General features: G+C 70.5%; 12 protein-coding genes. 10 read left to right on the top strand and 2 right to left on the bottom strand.

Going from position 1 to position 12615, the window contains the following annotated elements; all coding sequences use genetic code 11:
* Position 1 precedes the first annotated feature (1 nt).
* A complete protein-coding gene (locus ACFYMU_RS23095) occupies positions 2-820 on the top strand; it encodes a S1 family peptidase (RefSeq protein ID WP_388376174.1) in 819 nt (272 codons plus the stop codon).
* Positions 821-1037: 217 nt separating this feature from the next.
* On the opposite strand, the gene ACFYMU_RS23090 is transcribed toward ACFYMU_RS23095, so the two are convergent.
* Entirely contained in the window at positions 1038-1268 is a 231-nt protein-coding gene (locus ACFYMU_RS23090) for a hypothetical protein (protein WP_388376171.1), read from the bottom strand.
* 438 nt (positions 1269-1706) lie between these two features.
* Between ACFYMU_RS23090 and ACFYMU_RS23085 the strand changes: the two genes are divergently transcribed.
* The 6 genes from ACFYMU_RS23085 (at position 1707) to ACFYMU_RS23060 (ending at position 8843) form a co-directional block, all read left to right on the top strand.
* Positions 1707-3830 carry a type IIA DNA topoisomerase subunit B gene (locus ACFYMU_RS23085; RefSeq protein ID WP_388376169.1) on the top strand — a complete coding sequence of 708 codons (2124 nt, stop codon included), beginning with the start codon at positions 1707-1709 and terminating at the stop codon, positions 3828-3830.
* Positions 3831-4277: 447 nt separating this feature from the next.
* Positions 4278-4799 carry a DUF1453 domain-containing protein gene (locus ACFYMU_RS23080; RefSeq protein WP_388376166.1) on the top strand — a complete coding sequence of 174 codons (522 nt, stop codon included), beginning with the start codon at positions 4278-4280 and terminating at the stop codon, positions 4797-4799.
* On the top strand, positions 4796-5947 hold the full coding sequence (locus tag ACFYMU_RS23075) for a sensor histidine kinase (RefSeq protein ID WP_388376163.1): 1152 nt from the start codon (positions 4796-4798) through the stop codon (positions 5945-5947). Before ACFYMU_RS23080 ends, ACFYMU_RS23075 begins: the two co-directional genes overlap by 4 nt.
* Positions 5944-6621: a response regulator gene (locus tag ACFYMU_RS23070; RefSeq protein WP_388376160.1), complete on the top strand. Its 678-nt coding sequence runs from the start codon at positions 5944-5946 to the stop codon at positions 6619-6621. The genes ACFYMU_RS23075 and ACFYMU_RS23070 overlap by 4 nt, the downstream gene beginning before the upstream one ends.
* A 69-nt stretch (positions 6622-6690) precedes the next feature.
* Entirely contained in the window at positions 6691-7254 is a 564-nt protein-coding gene (locus tag ACFYMU_RS23065; RefSeq protein WP_388376157.1) for a DUF485 domain-containing protein, read from the top strand.
* Positions 7251-8843 carry a cation acetate symporter gene (locus ACFYMU_RS23060; protein ID WP_388376155.1) on the top strand — a complete coding sequence of 531 codons (1593 nt, stop codon included), beginning with the start codon at positions 7251-7253 and terminating at the stop codon, positions 8841-8843. The genes ACFYMU_RS23065 and ACFYMU_RS23060 overlap by 4 nt, the downstream gene beginning before the upstream one ends.
* 41 nt (positions 8844-8884) lie before the next feature.
* On the opposite strand, the gene ACFYMU_RS23055 is transcribed toward ACFYMU_RS23060, so the two are convergent.
* Positions 8885-9577, bottom strand: coding sequence for a response regulator (locus ACFYMU_RS23055; protein WP_388376153.1), 693 nt, complete (start codon positions 9575-9577; stop codon positions 8885-8887).
* Between the two features lie 158 nt (positions 9578-9735).
* Here ACFYMU_RS23055 and ACFYMU_RS23050 point away from each other — a divergent pair, with 158 nt between their 5' ends.
* The 3 genes from ACFYMU_RS23050 to ACFYMU_RS23040 all read left to right on the top strand — a co-directional run bounded on the left by ACFYMU_RS23050 (position 9736) and on the right by ACFYMU_RS23040 (position 12615).
* Positions 9736-10551, top strand: coding sequence for an ABC transporter ATP-binding protein (locus ACFYMU_RS23050; RefSeq protein ID WP_388376150.1), 816 nt, complete (start codon positions 9736-9738; stop codon positions 10549-10551).
* Entirely contained in the window at positions 10541-11404 is an 864-nt protein-coding gene (locus ACFYMU_RS23045; protein ID WP_388376147.1) for an ABC transporter permease, read from the top strand. Before ACFYMU_RS23050 ends, ACFYMU_RS23045 begins: the two co-directional genes overlap by 11 nt.
* Before the next feature lie 149 nt (positions 11405-11553).
* Positions 11554-12615, top strand: a complete 1062-nt coding sequence (locus ACFYMU_RS23040; RefSeq protein ID WP_388376146.1) for an ABC transporter substrate-binding protein — start codon at positions 11554-11556, stop codon at positions 12613-12615.

The following is a 12615-nucleotide window of genomic DNA, read 5'->3' as shown; positions in this document are numbered from 1 at the left end:
CATGCGTCGTCCCTTCACCCGAGCCCTGGCCCTCGGAGCCGCGGCCGCGCTGATAATGCTGACATCCCCCGCGCCCGCGACGGCGGACAGCGTCGTCATCGGAGGTTTTCCGGTCGACATCTCGCAGAGCCCCTGGACGGTCGCCATCTCCAGCCGTGACCGGTTCGGGGGTACGCGGGCGGGACAGTTCTGCGGGGGAGTGGTGGTCGGCCCGTCCAAGGTCCTGACCGCGGCCCACTGTCTGAGCATGGCCGTTCTGGGAGTACCGCCCGGCCAGGTACGGGACCTCAAGGTCATCGCGGGCCGCACGGACCTGACCTCGAGTCAGGGCCAGGAGATCCCGGTGACCGCCACATGGGTCAATCCCCAGTACAACAGTTATACGAACGCCGGGGACTTCGCGGTGCTCACCCTTGCCTCGCCACTGCCCGCCGGCGCCGTCGTGCCCATGGCGGCGGCCGGCGACGCCGGCTACGCGTCGGGCACGGCCGCGACGGTGTACGGCTGGGGTGACACCACGGGGAGCGGAGAGTACGCACAGAGTCTGTGGGGCACGAACGTCAAGGTCCTGCCGGACGCGACCTGCGCGCAGGCGTACCCCGGTGGAGCGGACGGACAGTACGTGGCCGCTTCCATGCTCTGTGCCGGAGAGCCGCAGGGGGGCCGCGACGCCTGCCAGGGCGACAGCGGTGGTCCGCTGATCGCCGGGGGGCGTCTCATCGGCCTGGTGTCGTGGGGTGACGGCTGCGGGCAGCCCGGCCGGCCGGGGGTCTACACGAGGGTGTCGACCGCCGTCGGCGTGCTGAACGGTGGCGGCTGACACTCCGCCTGCGGCGGACCGCAAGCATCGCAGGGGCGCCGGAGGGCGCCCCGTGGCGGGGCCGCCGTGAGCGGCACCGCGCGTGGGAGCCGTGCGCGCGTCGTGAGGATGCCGACCGGCCGAGACGCACGAGTACGGGCGGCCACCCCGGGTGATCGGGGTGGCCGCCCGTTCATCGGCCTCGGTGCCGATGCAGGCTCGTCGTCGACGTGAAGTATCAGCGCTCCTCGTCGGAGGCGCTTGCGGGAGCGGAGGTCAGGCGCTCCGTCTCGTCCTGTATCTCAGCGGCGATCTTCTTGAGTTCTGGCTCGAACTTGCGGCCGTGGTGGGCGCAGAAGAGCAGTTCTCCACCGCTCAGGAGGACGACGCGCACGTACGCCTGGGCGCCGCAGCGGTCGCAGCGGTCAGCGGCCGTCAGCGGGCTCGCGGGGGTCAGAACAGTAGTCACGTCGCCTCTTCTCTAGCTCGACGAGCTGTCGTACCAGGGTCAACATCCAACCAGGCCGAAAACGTTCCCGCTCGCGGCTCTTCCTCGAAAAATCTTTCCGGGCCGGCTGTCTGCTGCCGGTTGGCGGCGAATGTGCCGTATTACGTGGTGTGTGTCGTACGGGTTCGCGCTGTCTGTCGGTTGTCCGTCCTCCCGGCGGGTTACCGGTTGTGGATGAGGACGTGCCCCGAGGCTAAATGGTTCATGCCTCGGAGGGAACGTGATATGTACTTCACCCCGAGGAGGGGATCGAACGTTCGTACGAGTCTGGACTAGTCTGAGTGCGGACGAGGGTTGCGTTACAACGGCTCTACCTGGCCTCGGTACCCTCGGACCGCAAGTGAAGCCGGCCCCTTACCCCAATGGGCCCCATCTGAAATTCAGCGAGGAGCGAACCGCGTGACCGCCGACACGTCCGTGCCGTCCACCGCGTTGCTGACCGGAGCAGACCGGGACGGTTCCAACTACACCGCGCGGCACCTGCTCGTCCTCGAGGGACTCGAGGCCGTGCGCAAGCGCCCCGGCATGTACATCGGCTCGACCGACAGCCGCGGTCTGATGCACTGCCTGTGGGAGATCATCGACAACTCCGTCGACGAGGCCCTGGGCGGCTACTGCGATCACATCGAGGTGATCCTGCACGACGACGGTTCGGTGGAGGTGCGGGACAACGGGCGCGGCATCCCGGTCGACGTCGAGCCCAAGACCCGCCTTTCCGGCGTCGAGGTCGTGATGACCAAGCTGCACGCGGGCGGCAAGTTCGGCGGCGGCTCGTACGCGGCGTCCGGCGGTCTGCACGGTGTGGGCGCGTCCGTGGTGAACGCGCTCTCCGCGCGCCTGGACGTCGAGGTCGACCGCAGCGGCCACACGCACGCGATCAGCTTCCGGCGCGGCATGCCGGGCGTCTTCGCCGCCGACGGTCCGGACGCGAAGTTCGAGGCGGCGAGCGGTCTGCGGAAGACCAAGAAGATCCCCAAGACCCGCACCGGCACCCGCGTGCGCTACTGGGCCGACCGCCAGATCTTCCTGAAGGACGCCAAGCTCTCTCTGGAGACGCTCCACCAGCGTGCGCGGCAGACCGCGTTCCTGGTCCCCGGCCTGACCATCGTCGTCCGCGACGAGTACGGGCTCGGCGAGGGCGGCAGCAAGGGCGAGGAGTCGTTCCGCTTCGACGGCGGTATCAGCGAGTTCTGCGAGTTCCTGGCGAGCGACAAGCCGGTGTGCGACGTCCTCCGTTTCTCCGGACAGGGCACCTTCAAGGAGACGGTCCCCGTCCTCGACGAGCACGGCCAGATGACGCCGACCGAGGTCACCCGTGAGCTGGGCGTCGATGTCGCGCTGCGCTGGGGAACCGGCTACGACACCACCGTCAGGTCGTTCGTCAACATCATTGCCACCCCCAAGGGCGGGACCCACCTCGCCGGCTTCGAGCAGGCCGTCACCCGCACGATGAACGAGGTGCTGCGCGCCAAGAAGATGCTGCGGGTCGCCGAGGACGACATCGTCAAGGACGACGCGCTCGAGGGCCTCACCGCGGTCGTCACCGTGCGCCTGGCCGAACCGCAGTTCGAGGGCCAGACCAAGGAGGTCCTCGGCACCTCCGCGGCTCGCCGCATCGTCACGAACGTGGTCTCCAAGGAGCTCAAGGCGTTCCTGACCTCAGCCAGGCGGGACGCCGCCCAGCAGGCCCGCGTCGTCCTGGAGAAGGCCGTCGCCGCCGCCCGTACGCGCATCGCCGCACGCCAGCACAAGGACGCGCAGCGCCGCAAGACGGCCCTCGAATCCTCGTCGCTGCCCGCCAAGCTCGCCGACTGCCGCAGCGACGACGTGGAGCGCAGTGAGCTGTTCATCGTCGAGGGCGACTCCGCGCTCGGTACGGCGAAGCTGGCCCGCAACTCCGAGTTCCAGGCGCTGCTGCCGATCCGCGGCAAGATCCTGAACGTTCAGAAGTCGTCCGTCACGGACATGCTGAAGAACGTCGAGTGCGGGGCGATCATCCAGGTGATAGGGGCCGGCTCGGGCCGGACCTTCGACATCGACACGGCCCGCTACGGCAAGATCATCATGATGACCGATGCCGATGTGGACGGCTCCCACATTCGCTGCCTGCTGCTGACCCTGTTCCAGCGCTACATGCGGCCCATGGTCGAGGCCGGCCGGGTGTTCGCCGCCGTGCCGCCGCTGCACCGCATCGAACTCGTCCAGCCGAAGAAGGGCCAGGACAAGTACGTCTACACCTATTCGGACCGCGAGCTGCGCGACAAGCTGCAGCAGTTCCAGAGCAAGGGCGTCCGGTACAAGGACTCCATCCAGCGCTACAAGGGTCTCGGTGAGATGGACGCCGACCAGCTGGCCGAGACGACGATGGACCCGCGCCACCGCACCCTGCGCCGGATCAACCTCTCCGACCTGGAGGCCGCCGAGCAGGTCTTCGACCTGCTGATGGGCAACGAGGTCGCGCCGCGCAAGGAGTTCATCTCCGGCTCGGCGGCGACGCTGGACCGGTCGCGCATCGACGCGTAGGCCCCGACGCGGGCTGCGTCCACGGGCCGTGGCGCGGGGCAGGCCGCCGGTGACCCGGTGACCCGCCCTGCGTTTGCGGCAGCCGGCCGTTCAGCGTCGGCCCGGCGCCGCCCGCGCGGCGAGGACGTCCGCGCTGCGCGCCTCCTGTGACCGGTGGTGCGCGTGGTGGGCGAGCACCCGCACGCCGCCGGCACCGCAGGGTGCATGATCCCCGGCAGCGGCCCGGGCCGGGCCCGCACGGCCGGCAGGCTCGGACGGACGGTACGCCCACGGCCACACCGGTGTTTCTCCACCCGCGGGTGGACGTGCGGTCCGACACGGATCCACCCCGGATCCACCCCGGATCCACCCCGGCTCCGATCTCCGGGCCTGCCGATCTCCGTAGCGTCGAAGGCGTCGACGGCACCCGCCGCCGGCATTCTCCCTTCCCGCCGACGGAGGTTCCCGATGTCCGGGCCCGCCGATGCCCTGCTGCTCACCGCGGCGGTCGTCCTGATCGTCGTGCGCCAGTTCCGCACACGCCGCATCACCGCACACCGGCGCTGGTGGAGCGTCCCCGTAGTCCTGGCCCTCCTCGCCCTGCGCAAGCCCGGCCTCCTCGACCACCACCCCGCGCAGTCCGCCCTGCTGCTCGGGACCGAGCTGCTCATAGGACTGGTCACCGGAGCCGCCTGGGCCTGGACGACCCGGATATGGCGGGAGCCCGACGGCACGGTCTGGAGCCGGAGCACCAGGGCCGGCGTCACGGTGTGGCTCGGCGCGGTGGTCCTGCGCATCGGTCTCTTCGGCGTCGGCGCGGCACTCGGAGTGCACCAGGAGGCTTCCGCCCTGGTCCTCGCTCTGGCCACGACCCTCTGGGTGCGCAACGCGGTCCTGGTCCGGCGGTCCCGGTCCGTGCCCCCTTCGGCCGTCCGGAGCACGGCGTACGGTGAGCGCGTGCCCCGGCCCTCGCGGAAGGAGCCCGTGTGACGGACAACGTGTGGATGCGCTGGCCTTCCCGCGAGGCACTCTCCCGTGCGGGAGTCTCCGGCGCGCGGCGTGCACTCGCCTGGGCCGGCCGGCTCGCCGCCCTGGCCATGCTGCTGTGGACGACCTTCACGGGCGGTCGCCTGCCGGCATGGGGCATCGCCCTGGCGACACTCGGGCTCCTGGCGTGCGCGGTCGCGGCATGGGCCTTCTTCCGGACCACTCTGCATCACCGGTTGCTGCCCTCGGTCGCCCTGCTGGCGGCCTTGATGGGGCTGGCGCTGGCCGGCTGTGTCACGGATCTGCGCATCCCGGCGATCGTGCTGTGGTGCGGGTGCGCGATCGCAGCCATGGAGCGGCTGCCCCTCGCCGTCGCGGTGCCCGCCGCCGCGGTGGGCCTGGGGGCGTACGCGACGGTCACCCACGACGCCTGGACGACGACAGCGATCACCGCCGCCGGGATCGCCCTCGCCGGATATGTGGTGCGCCTCGACGCCGAGGCGCGGGGCAGCGCCGTGCGGTTGCTGGCCCAGGAGCGGGCCGCCCGTGCGGCCGAGGCGACGTCCGCAGCCCTCGCCGAACGGGCCCGGATCGCACGCGAGATCCACGACGTGCTCGCCCACAGCCTCTCGGCCCAGCTCGTGCACCTGGAGGCGGCCCGGCTGCTGATCGAGGGAGGGGCCGACCGGGACACGATCCTCGAACGGGTCGTGGCGGCCCGGGGAATGGCGCGGGAGGGGCTCGCCGAGACCCGGCAGGCGCTGTCCGCGCTGCGGGGCGAGATGTCCCCGGTCGAGGACTTCCTGCACGAGCTCGTCACCTCGGAGGCCGGCGCCGATGTCACCGTCTCGGGTGAGCGCAGACCGCTGCCCGCCGAGGCGTCGCAGGCGGTCCGCAGGGTCGCGCAGGAGGCCCTGACGAACGTCCGCAAGCATGCGCCCGGCGCCAAGGTGCACGTACGGCTGGATTATGCGCAGCACGAAGTGACGCTGGACGTAAGGGACTCCGGTGGCTCGCCGGGCGATCTGACCGGATCGGGGGCCGGGTACGGTCTGCTGGGCATGCGGGAGCGTGCCGAGCTGCTGGGCGGCTCGCTGGAGGCGGGGCCGGGCGAGGAGGGATTCGTGGTGACGCTGAAGGTACCCCTGTGACGGAGGAGGAGAGCAGGAAGCCCGCCCGGGTCGTGGTGGCGGACGATCAGACGGTGGTGCGCGAGGGCATCGTGATGCTGCTCGGGCTCCTTCCGGGGATCGAGGTCGTCGGGGCCGCCGGGGACGGGGAGGACGCGGTGAAGCTGGTCGCCGAACTCGCGCCCGACGTGGTGCTGATGGACCTGCGCATGCCGCGCTGCGACGGCGTCGAGGCGACCCGGCGCATCCGCACCGAACACCCCGGCACCCAGGTCGTCGTGCTCACGACGTACGCGGACGACGACTCGCTGTTCCCGGCGCTGAGAGCGGGCGCGCGGGGCTACCTCACCAAGGACGCGGGCGGCGACGAGATCGTGCGGGCGGTGCACGCCGTGCTGTCCGGGGACGCGGGGCTCTCGCCGAGCATTCAGCGGCGGCTGCTGGAGCGGCTGTCGGAGCCCGCGCCGACGGCGGCCGCGGAGGCGCCCGACGGACTCACGGCGCGGGAGACCGAGGTGCTCGCACTGATCGCCGAAGGACTGACCAACCAGGAGATCGCCCGCAGGCTCCATGTCTCCACGGCCACCGTGAAGACCCACATCAACAACCTCTTCGCGAAGACGGGACTCAAGGACCGTGCCCAGGCGGTCCGTTACGCCTACGCCAGAGGGCTGGTGAGACCACCCTCGCTCTGAGTCACCTGATGGGGTGAGAGCGCGGCGAAGAAGGGCCGGAGAACCTGACGTTCTGTCCATCCTTGGGCAATGCAGTCACATGATGGCCGTCCCGGCGGCCGCGGGGGCGGTCCCGAGGGTTCGCACGAGACGTACGACGGCCGTGACCCGGCTGCCGCGGCCGCGGGAGCGGCCGGGAGCGCAGCGTACGACGACCCCTGGTGCGACGCCCTCTCCTCCGGCTGGGGCGAGGTGGACGGCACGGGCGCGCCCGCCCCCGCCGTGCCGCCCGCGCGCAGGGAGCAGGAGGGCGCGGTCCGCGCCGCCGACGTCTATCTGGAAGTGCAGCGCAGTGCGGCGTTCCAGGAGGTCCGCAGCCGTTACCGCAGGTTCGTGGTGCCGGGTCTGGCGGTCTTCCTCAGCTGGTACGTCGGCTATGTGGTGACCGCACAGACGGCGCCCGGGCTGATGGCACGACCGGTGGCCGGCGCCGTGAACGTGGCGATGCTGGCGGGGCTCGGGCAGTTCCTGACCACGTTCCTGCTCACCTGGGCGTACGCCCGGCACGCCCGGTTGCGCAGGGACCGGGCGGCGCTCGATCTGCGCTGGGACACCCAGGAGCTCACGCGGGGACTCGGGGGTGGCGAGCGGTGACCGGGGACCATCGGGCACCGGCCCTGCTGCTCTTCGGGGTGTTCGTCGCGATCACGCTGGCGATCACGACGTGGGTCAGCCGCAACAGGCATGGTTCGGCGGAGGAGTTCTACGCCGGAGGGCGGCTGTTCTCTCCCATGGAGAATGGTTTTGCCATCGCGGGCGACTACATGTCGGCGGCATCCTTCCTGGGCGTCACCGGGCTCATCGCGCTCTGCGGATACGACGGGCTGCTGTATGCGGTCGGCTTCCTCGTGGCCTGGCTCGTGGTGCTCTTCTGCGTGGCCGAACTGGTCCGCAACTGCGGCCGGTTCACGCTCGCCGACGTCGTCGCGGCACGCATGAGGGAGCGGCCGGTGCGGATCGCGGCGGGAACGTCCTCCGTGACCGTGTCCGTGCTGTACCTGGTGGCGCAGATGGTGGGGGCCGGGAGCCTGGTCGCGATGCTGCTCGGGGACACCGGCACGGCGGCGCGTGCCTGGGCGGTGATCGTGGTGGGCGCGCTCATGGTGGTCTATGTGGCGTTCGGCGGGATGCGCGCCACCACCTGGATCCAGATCGTCAAGGCGGTCCTGCTGCTCGGCTGCACGATCGCGCTGACCGTCCTCGTCCTGGTGCGCTTCCACGGGGACCTCGACGCATTGCTGCGCACCGCGGCGGAGCGCAGCGGGTACGGCCCGGCGTTCCTCGCGCCCGGCCTGAAGTACGGCGGGAGCTGGTCCGCGCGACTCGACTTCATCAGCCTGGGCCTGGCACTCGTGCTGGGCACGGCCGGGCTGCCGCACATCCTGTCCCGCTTCTACACCGTGCCGACGGCGCGCGCCGCCCGCCGCTCGGTCGTCTGGTCGGTCGGGCTCATCGGCGGCTTCTATCTGATGACCGTGGTGCTGGGCTTCGGCGCTGCCGCCGTCGTCGGACCCGAGGCCGTACGAGGGTCCAACGCCGCCGGGAACACCGCGGTGCCGCTGCTGGCCCTGAAGCTGGGCGGCGGGGCGCAGTCCACCGGAGGAACGGTTCTGTTCGCAGTGGTCGGCGCCGTCGCCTTCGCCACGATCCTTGCGGTCGTCGCCGGCGTCACCCTCGCCTCGTCGGCCGCCGTCGCCCACGACCTGTACGCGTCACTGCGGCGCCGTCGCGCCGGGCCGCGGAGCGAGGTGGCCGTGGCCCGGGCCGCCGCCGTCGGCATCGGCGTGGTCGCCATCGCGCTCGGGCTGCTCGCCCGCGACCTGAACGTGGCCTTCCTGGTGGGGCTGGCCTTCGCCGTCTCCGCGTCGGCGAACCTGCCGGTGCTGATGTACTCGCTCTTCTGGCGCGGCTTCACGACCCGGGGCGCCGTGTGGGCGGTCTACGGCGGCCTCGTCCCCGCGCTCGGGCTCGTGCTGCTGTCCTCGGTCGTCTCCGGCAGTCCGGAATCGCTGTTCCCGGCGGTCGACTTCCAGTACTTCCCGCTGCAGAACCCGGGCATCGTCTCCATCCCGCTCGGCTTCCTGGCGGGCTGGATCGGCACGGTCACCTCGGCGGAACCGGCGGACGAGGCCCGCCACGCGGAGACCGAGGTGCGCTCACTCACGGGCGCGGGGGCAGTGTGAGGCGGGACGGCGGGGGCCTTCCGCGTCACCTGCCGTGCGTCCTACGGCGCCACCCATGCGTACCGGTGCTCGGGACGTCCCGTGTCGCCGTACTTCAGGGACAGGCGCAGCCGGCCGACCTGTTCCAGGTGGCGCAGATAGCGCTGGGCCGTGGAACGGCTGAGACCCGTTCTGGTGGCCACGTCATGGGCCGAGAGCGGCCGGCCGGCCCGGTGCAGCACATCGCAGATGAGGTCCGTCGTCGGCTCGGAACGACCACGGGGCAGCCCGGGCGACGAGGCCGCGGGCGCGGTGCGCAGGGCGCCGAAGATGCGGTCGACCTGCTCCTGTCCCGCAACGCCGCGACCGCCGACGCGGTCGACCGTGCGCCGCAGGGCGGCATACGAGTCCAGGCGTGTGCGCAGGGCCGCGAAGGTGAACGGTTTGACCAGGTAGTGCAGGGCACCCAGACGCATCGCGGCCTGCACGGTCGCGACATCCCCGGCCGCCGTGATCATGATGACATCGGTGCCGTGGCCGCGTTCGCGCATCCGGTGGACCAGTGCGAGGCCCGTCTGGTCGGGCAGGTAGTGGTCGAGCAGCACCAGGTCGATCGGGGCGCGTTCCACCGCGGCGAGCGCCTGGGCAGCGCTGTGCGCGCGGGCGGCGACCCGGAACCCGGGAACCTTCCCCACGTACTTGGCGTTGATCTCGGCGACGCGGAAGTCGTCGTCCACGACCAGGACGTCAATCATCGGGCCTCTCTCCTCAAGGCCAGGCGAGCGCTGAGCCCGTGTTTCGGCTCCGTTGTTGTAGCGCGAGCAAAATGAGCACAACAGCCCTCTGCAAGCAGAAGTAGGGGTTGCGCCCAGAAGACTGCTGCCGCGCCCGCGCCGCACCTACGGTCCGGGCCATGAGCACAGACACCAGCCCCGCCATCGAGCTGCGGGGTGCCGGCAAGACCTTCAGGACACCGTCCGGGAGTCTGCACCCGGCCGTCAGGGACCTGGACCTGACGGTCGGGCGTGGCGAGTTCGTCGCCGTCGTCGGACCCACCGGCTGCGGCAAGTCGACGACCCTGACTCTGGTCAGCGGCCTGGAGGAGCCCACCGAGGGTGAGGTCCTGGTGGCGGGCAGGCCGGTCGCCGGAGTCGGCGACAAGGTCGGTTTCGTCTTCCAGCAGGACGCCACGTTCCCCTGGCGCACGGTCCTGTCCAACGTCATGGCGGGCCCGCGGTTCCGCGGTGTGCCCAAGACGGAGGCCAGGCGGAAGGCGCGCGAGTGGCTGGCCCGGGTCGGCCTCGCGGCGTTCGAGGACCGCTACCCCCACCAGCTCTCCGGCGGGCAGCGCAAGCGCGTCGCACTCGCCGCCACCTTCGTCAACGACCCGGAGATCCTGCTCATGGACGAGCCCTTCTCCGCGCTCGACGTGCAGACCAGGGCTCTGATGTCGGACGAACTGCTCGAGCTGTGGGAGGGCACGGGCGCCTCCGTCGTCTTCGTCACCCACGACCTCGAGGAGTCCATCGCGCTCGCCGACAAGGTCGTGGTGATGACCGCCGGGCCCGCCACCGTGAAGCAGATCTTCGACATCGACCTGCCGCGGCCGCGCAAGGTCGAGTCGGTGCGTCTGGAGCCGCGGTTCATCGAGATCTACCGGGAGATCTGGGAGTCCCTGGGCGAAGAGGTCCGCATCACGCGTGAGAGGGGTGCCGCCCATGTCGCCTGAGGTCATCTCCGCGCCGACCCGTGTCGACACCTCCAAGACCGGGCGTTCGCCGTCACGCGCGCGTGCGCTCCGGCGGCGCAGGGCCGTCGTCCTGCTGGCCCGTGCGCTGCTGCTGGTCGCCGTGCTGGGCCTCTGGGAGGTGCTGTCGAGGACCGGCGCCATCGATCCGTTCAACTTCTCGATGCCGTCGAAGATCTGGGACCAGATCTCCACCTGGGTCACGCACGGCACGGCGCTCGGCTCTCTCGGCGAGCAGATCTGGGTCACGCTGCAGGAGGCGCTGCTCGGCTGGGTCATCGGTGTGGTGGCCGGCGTGGTCTTCGGTATCGCGCTGGGGCGGATCACCCTCCTTGCCGACGTCCTCGGCCCCTACATCAAGGTGCTCAACTCGATCCCCAGGATCGTCCTCGCCCCGATCTTCGTGATCTGGTTCGGGCTGGGACCCTCCTCCAAGATCGCGTCGGCCGTCGTCCTGGTCTTCTTCCCGGTCTTCTTCAACGCCTTCCAGGGCGCCCGTGAGGTCGACCGCAACCTGGTCGCCAACGCGCGCATCCTGGGCGCGAGCGACCGCCGTGTGACGCTTCAGGTCGTCATCCCGTCGGCCACCTCGTGGATCTTCACCAGCCTCCACGTCAGCTTCGGCTTCGCCCTCATCGGTGCGATCGTCGGCGAGTACATCGGCGCCACCAAGGGCATCGGTCTGCTCGTCGCCCAGTCCCAGGGCACGTTCAACGCGGCCGGTGTGTACGCCGCGATGGTCATCCTCGCGGTCGTCGCGCTGGTGGCCGAGGGGCTCCTGACCTTCGCCGAGCGCCGCATCTTCCGCTGGAAGCCGTCGGACTCCGGGCACTGACCGGGCCTCCCGGCCTCCCGGGCCCATCCGATGCGCCCTCAGGGACCGCCCGCTCCCCGCTTCCTCCGCCTCCTCTCCGCACGGCTTCGCACAACCCGTAGAGCCCCCGCACAGCCCCGTACAGCCTTCCCTCAAGGACGTGAACCGCCATGCGCAAGTCCGTCAGAATCGCCGCCCTCGCCGCGGCCGGCCTCCTCGCCGCCACCTCTCTCACCGCCTGTGCCAACGAGGCCGCCAGCACCGCCTCGTCCGGTTCCGGCAGCAAGGGCGACGGCAAGGGAGTGAAGGTCAAGATCATGGTCGGTGGCCTGGACAAGGTCATCTACCTGCCGGCGATGCTCACCCAGCGGCTCGGCTACTTCGACGCCGAGGGCCTCGACGTGGAACTGCTGAGCGAGCCGGCCGGCGTGCAGGCCGAGACCGCGCTCGTCTCGGGTCAGGTCCAGGGAGCCGTGGGCTTCTACGACCACACCCTCGACCTCCAGACCAAGGGCAAGCACGTCGAGTCGGTGGTGCAGTTCTCGCACGCGCCCGGCGAGGTCGAGATCGTGTCCAGCAAGCGTGCGAGCGACATCACGTCGCCCAAGGACTTCAAGGGCAGGAAGCTCGGCGTCACCGGCCTCGGCTCCTCGACCGACTTCCTCACCAAGTACCTCGCGGTCAAGAACGGCGTGAAGATCAGCGAGTTCAGCCCGGTCGCGGTCGGCGCGGGCCCGACGTTCATCGCCGCCCTCCAGAAGGGCTCCATCGACGCCGGCATGACCACGGACCCGACCGTCGCCACGGTCATGCAGAAGAACCTCGGCCAGGTGCTCGTCGACATGAGGACGCCGCAGGGATCGCAGGACGCGCTCGGCGGCCCCTACCCGTCGTCGAGCCTCTACATGCAGACGGACTGGGTCGACAGCCACAAGGACACGGTGCAGAAGCTGGCCAACGCCTTCGTGAAGACCCTGCAGTGGATGTCGACGCACTCCGCGAACGAGATCGCCGCCAAGATGCCGGCCGACTACTCCCAGGGCAACAAGACGCTCTACGCGAGCGCCATCAAGAGCACGCTGCCGATGTTCACCAAGGACGGCGTCATGCCCGAGGACGGTCCGGAGACCGTCGAGAAGGTCCTCAAGGCGTTCAACCCCAACATCAAGAACGCCACGATCGACCTCGGCAAGACCTTCACCACGGAGTTCGTGAAGAAGGCCGCCGGCTGA

It is taken from the genome of Streptomyces sp. NPDC007264 (genome assembly GCF_042869095.1).
In the GTDB taxonomy this organism is placed as follows: Bacteria; Actinomycetota; Actinomycetes; order Streptomycetales; family Streptomycetaceae; genus Streptomyces.
This window is presented reverse-complemented; position numbering and strand designations above follow the sequence as displayed.

Coding starts and splice junctions, on each gene's coding strand:
- ACFYMU_RS23095 (WP_388376174.1), top strand. CDS start 2: ATGCGTCGTCCCTTCACCCGAGCCCTGGCCCTCGGAGCCGCGGCCGCG.
- ACFYMU_RS23080 (WP_388376166.1), top strand. CDS start 4,278: ATGTCCGGGCCCGCCGATGCCCTGCTGCTCACCGCGGCGGTCGTCCTG.
- ACFYMU_RS23065 (WP_388376157.1), top strand. CDS start 6,691: ATGCAGTCACATGATGGCCGTCCCGGCGGCCGCGGGGGCGGTCCCGAG.
- ACFYMU_RS23055 (WP_388376153.1), bottom strand. CDS start 9,577: ATGATTGACGTCCTGGTCGTGGACGACGACTTCCGCGTCGCCGAGATC.
- ACFYMU_RS23050 (WP_388376150.1), top strand. CDS start 9,736: ATGAGCACAGACACCAGCCCCGCCATCGAGCTGCGGGGTGCCGGCAAG.
- ACFYMU_RS23045 (WP_388376147.1), top strand. CDS start 10,541: ATGTCGCCTGAGGTCATCTCCGCGCCGACCCGTGTCGACACCTCCAAG.
- ACFYMU_RS23040 (WP_388376146.1), top strand. CDS start 11,554: ATGCGCAAGTCCGTCAGAATCGCCGCCCTCGCCGCGGCCGGCCTCCTC.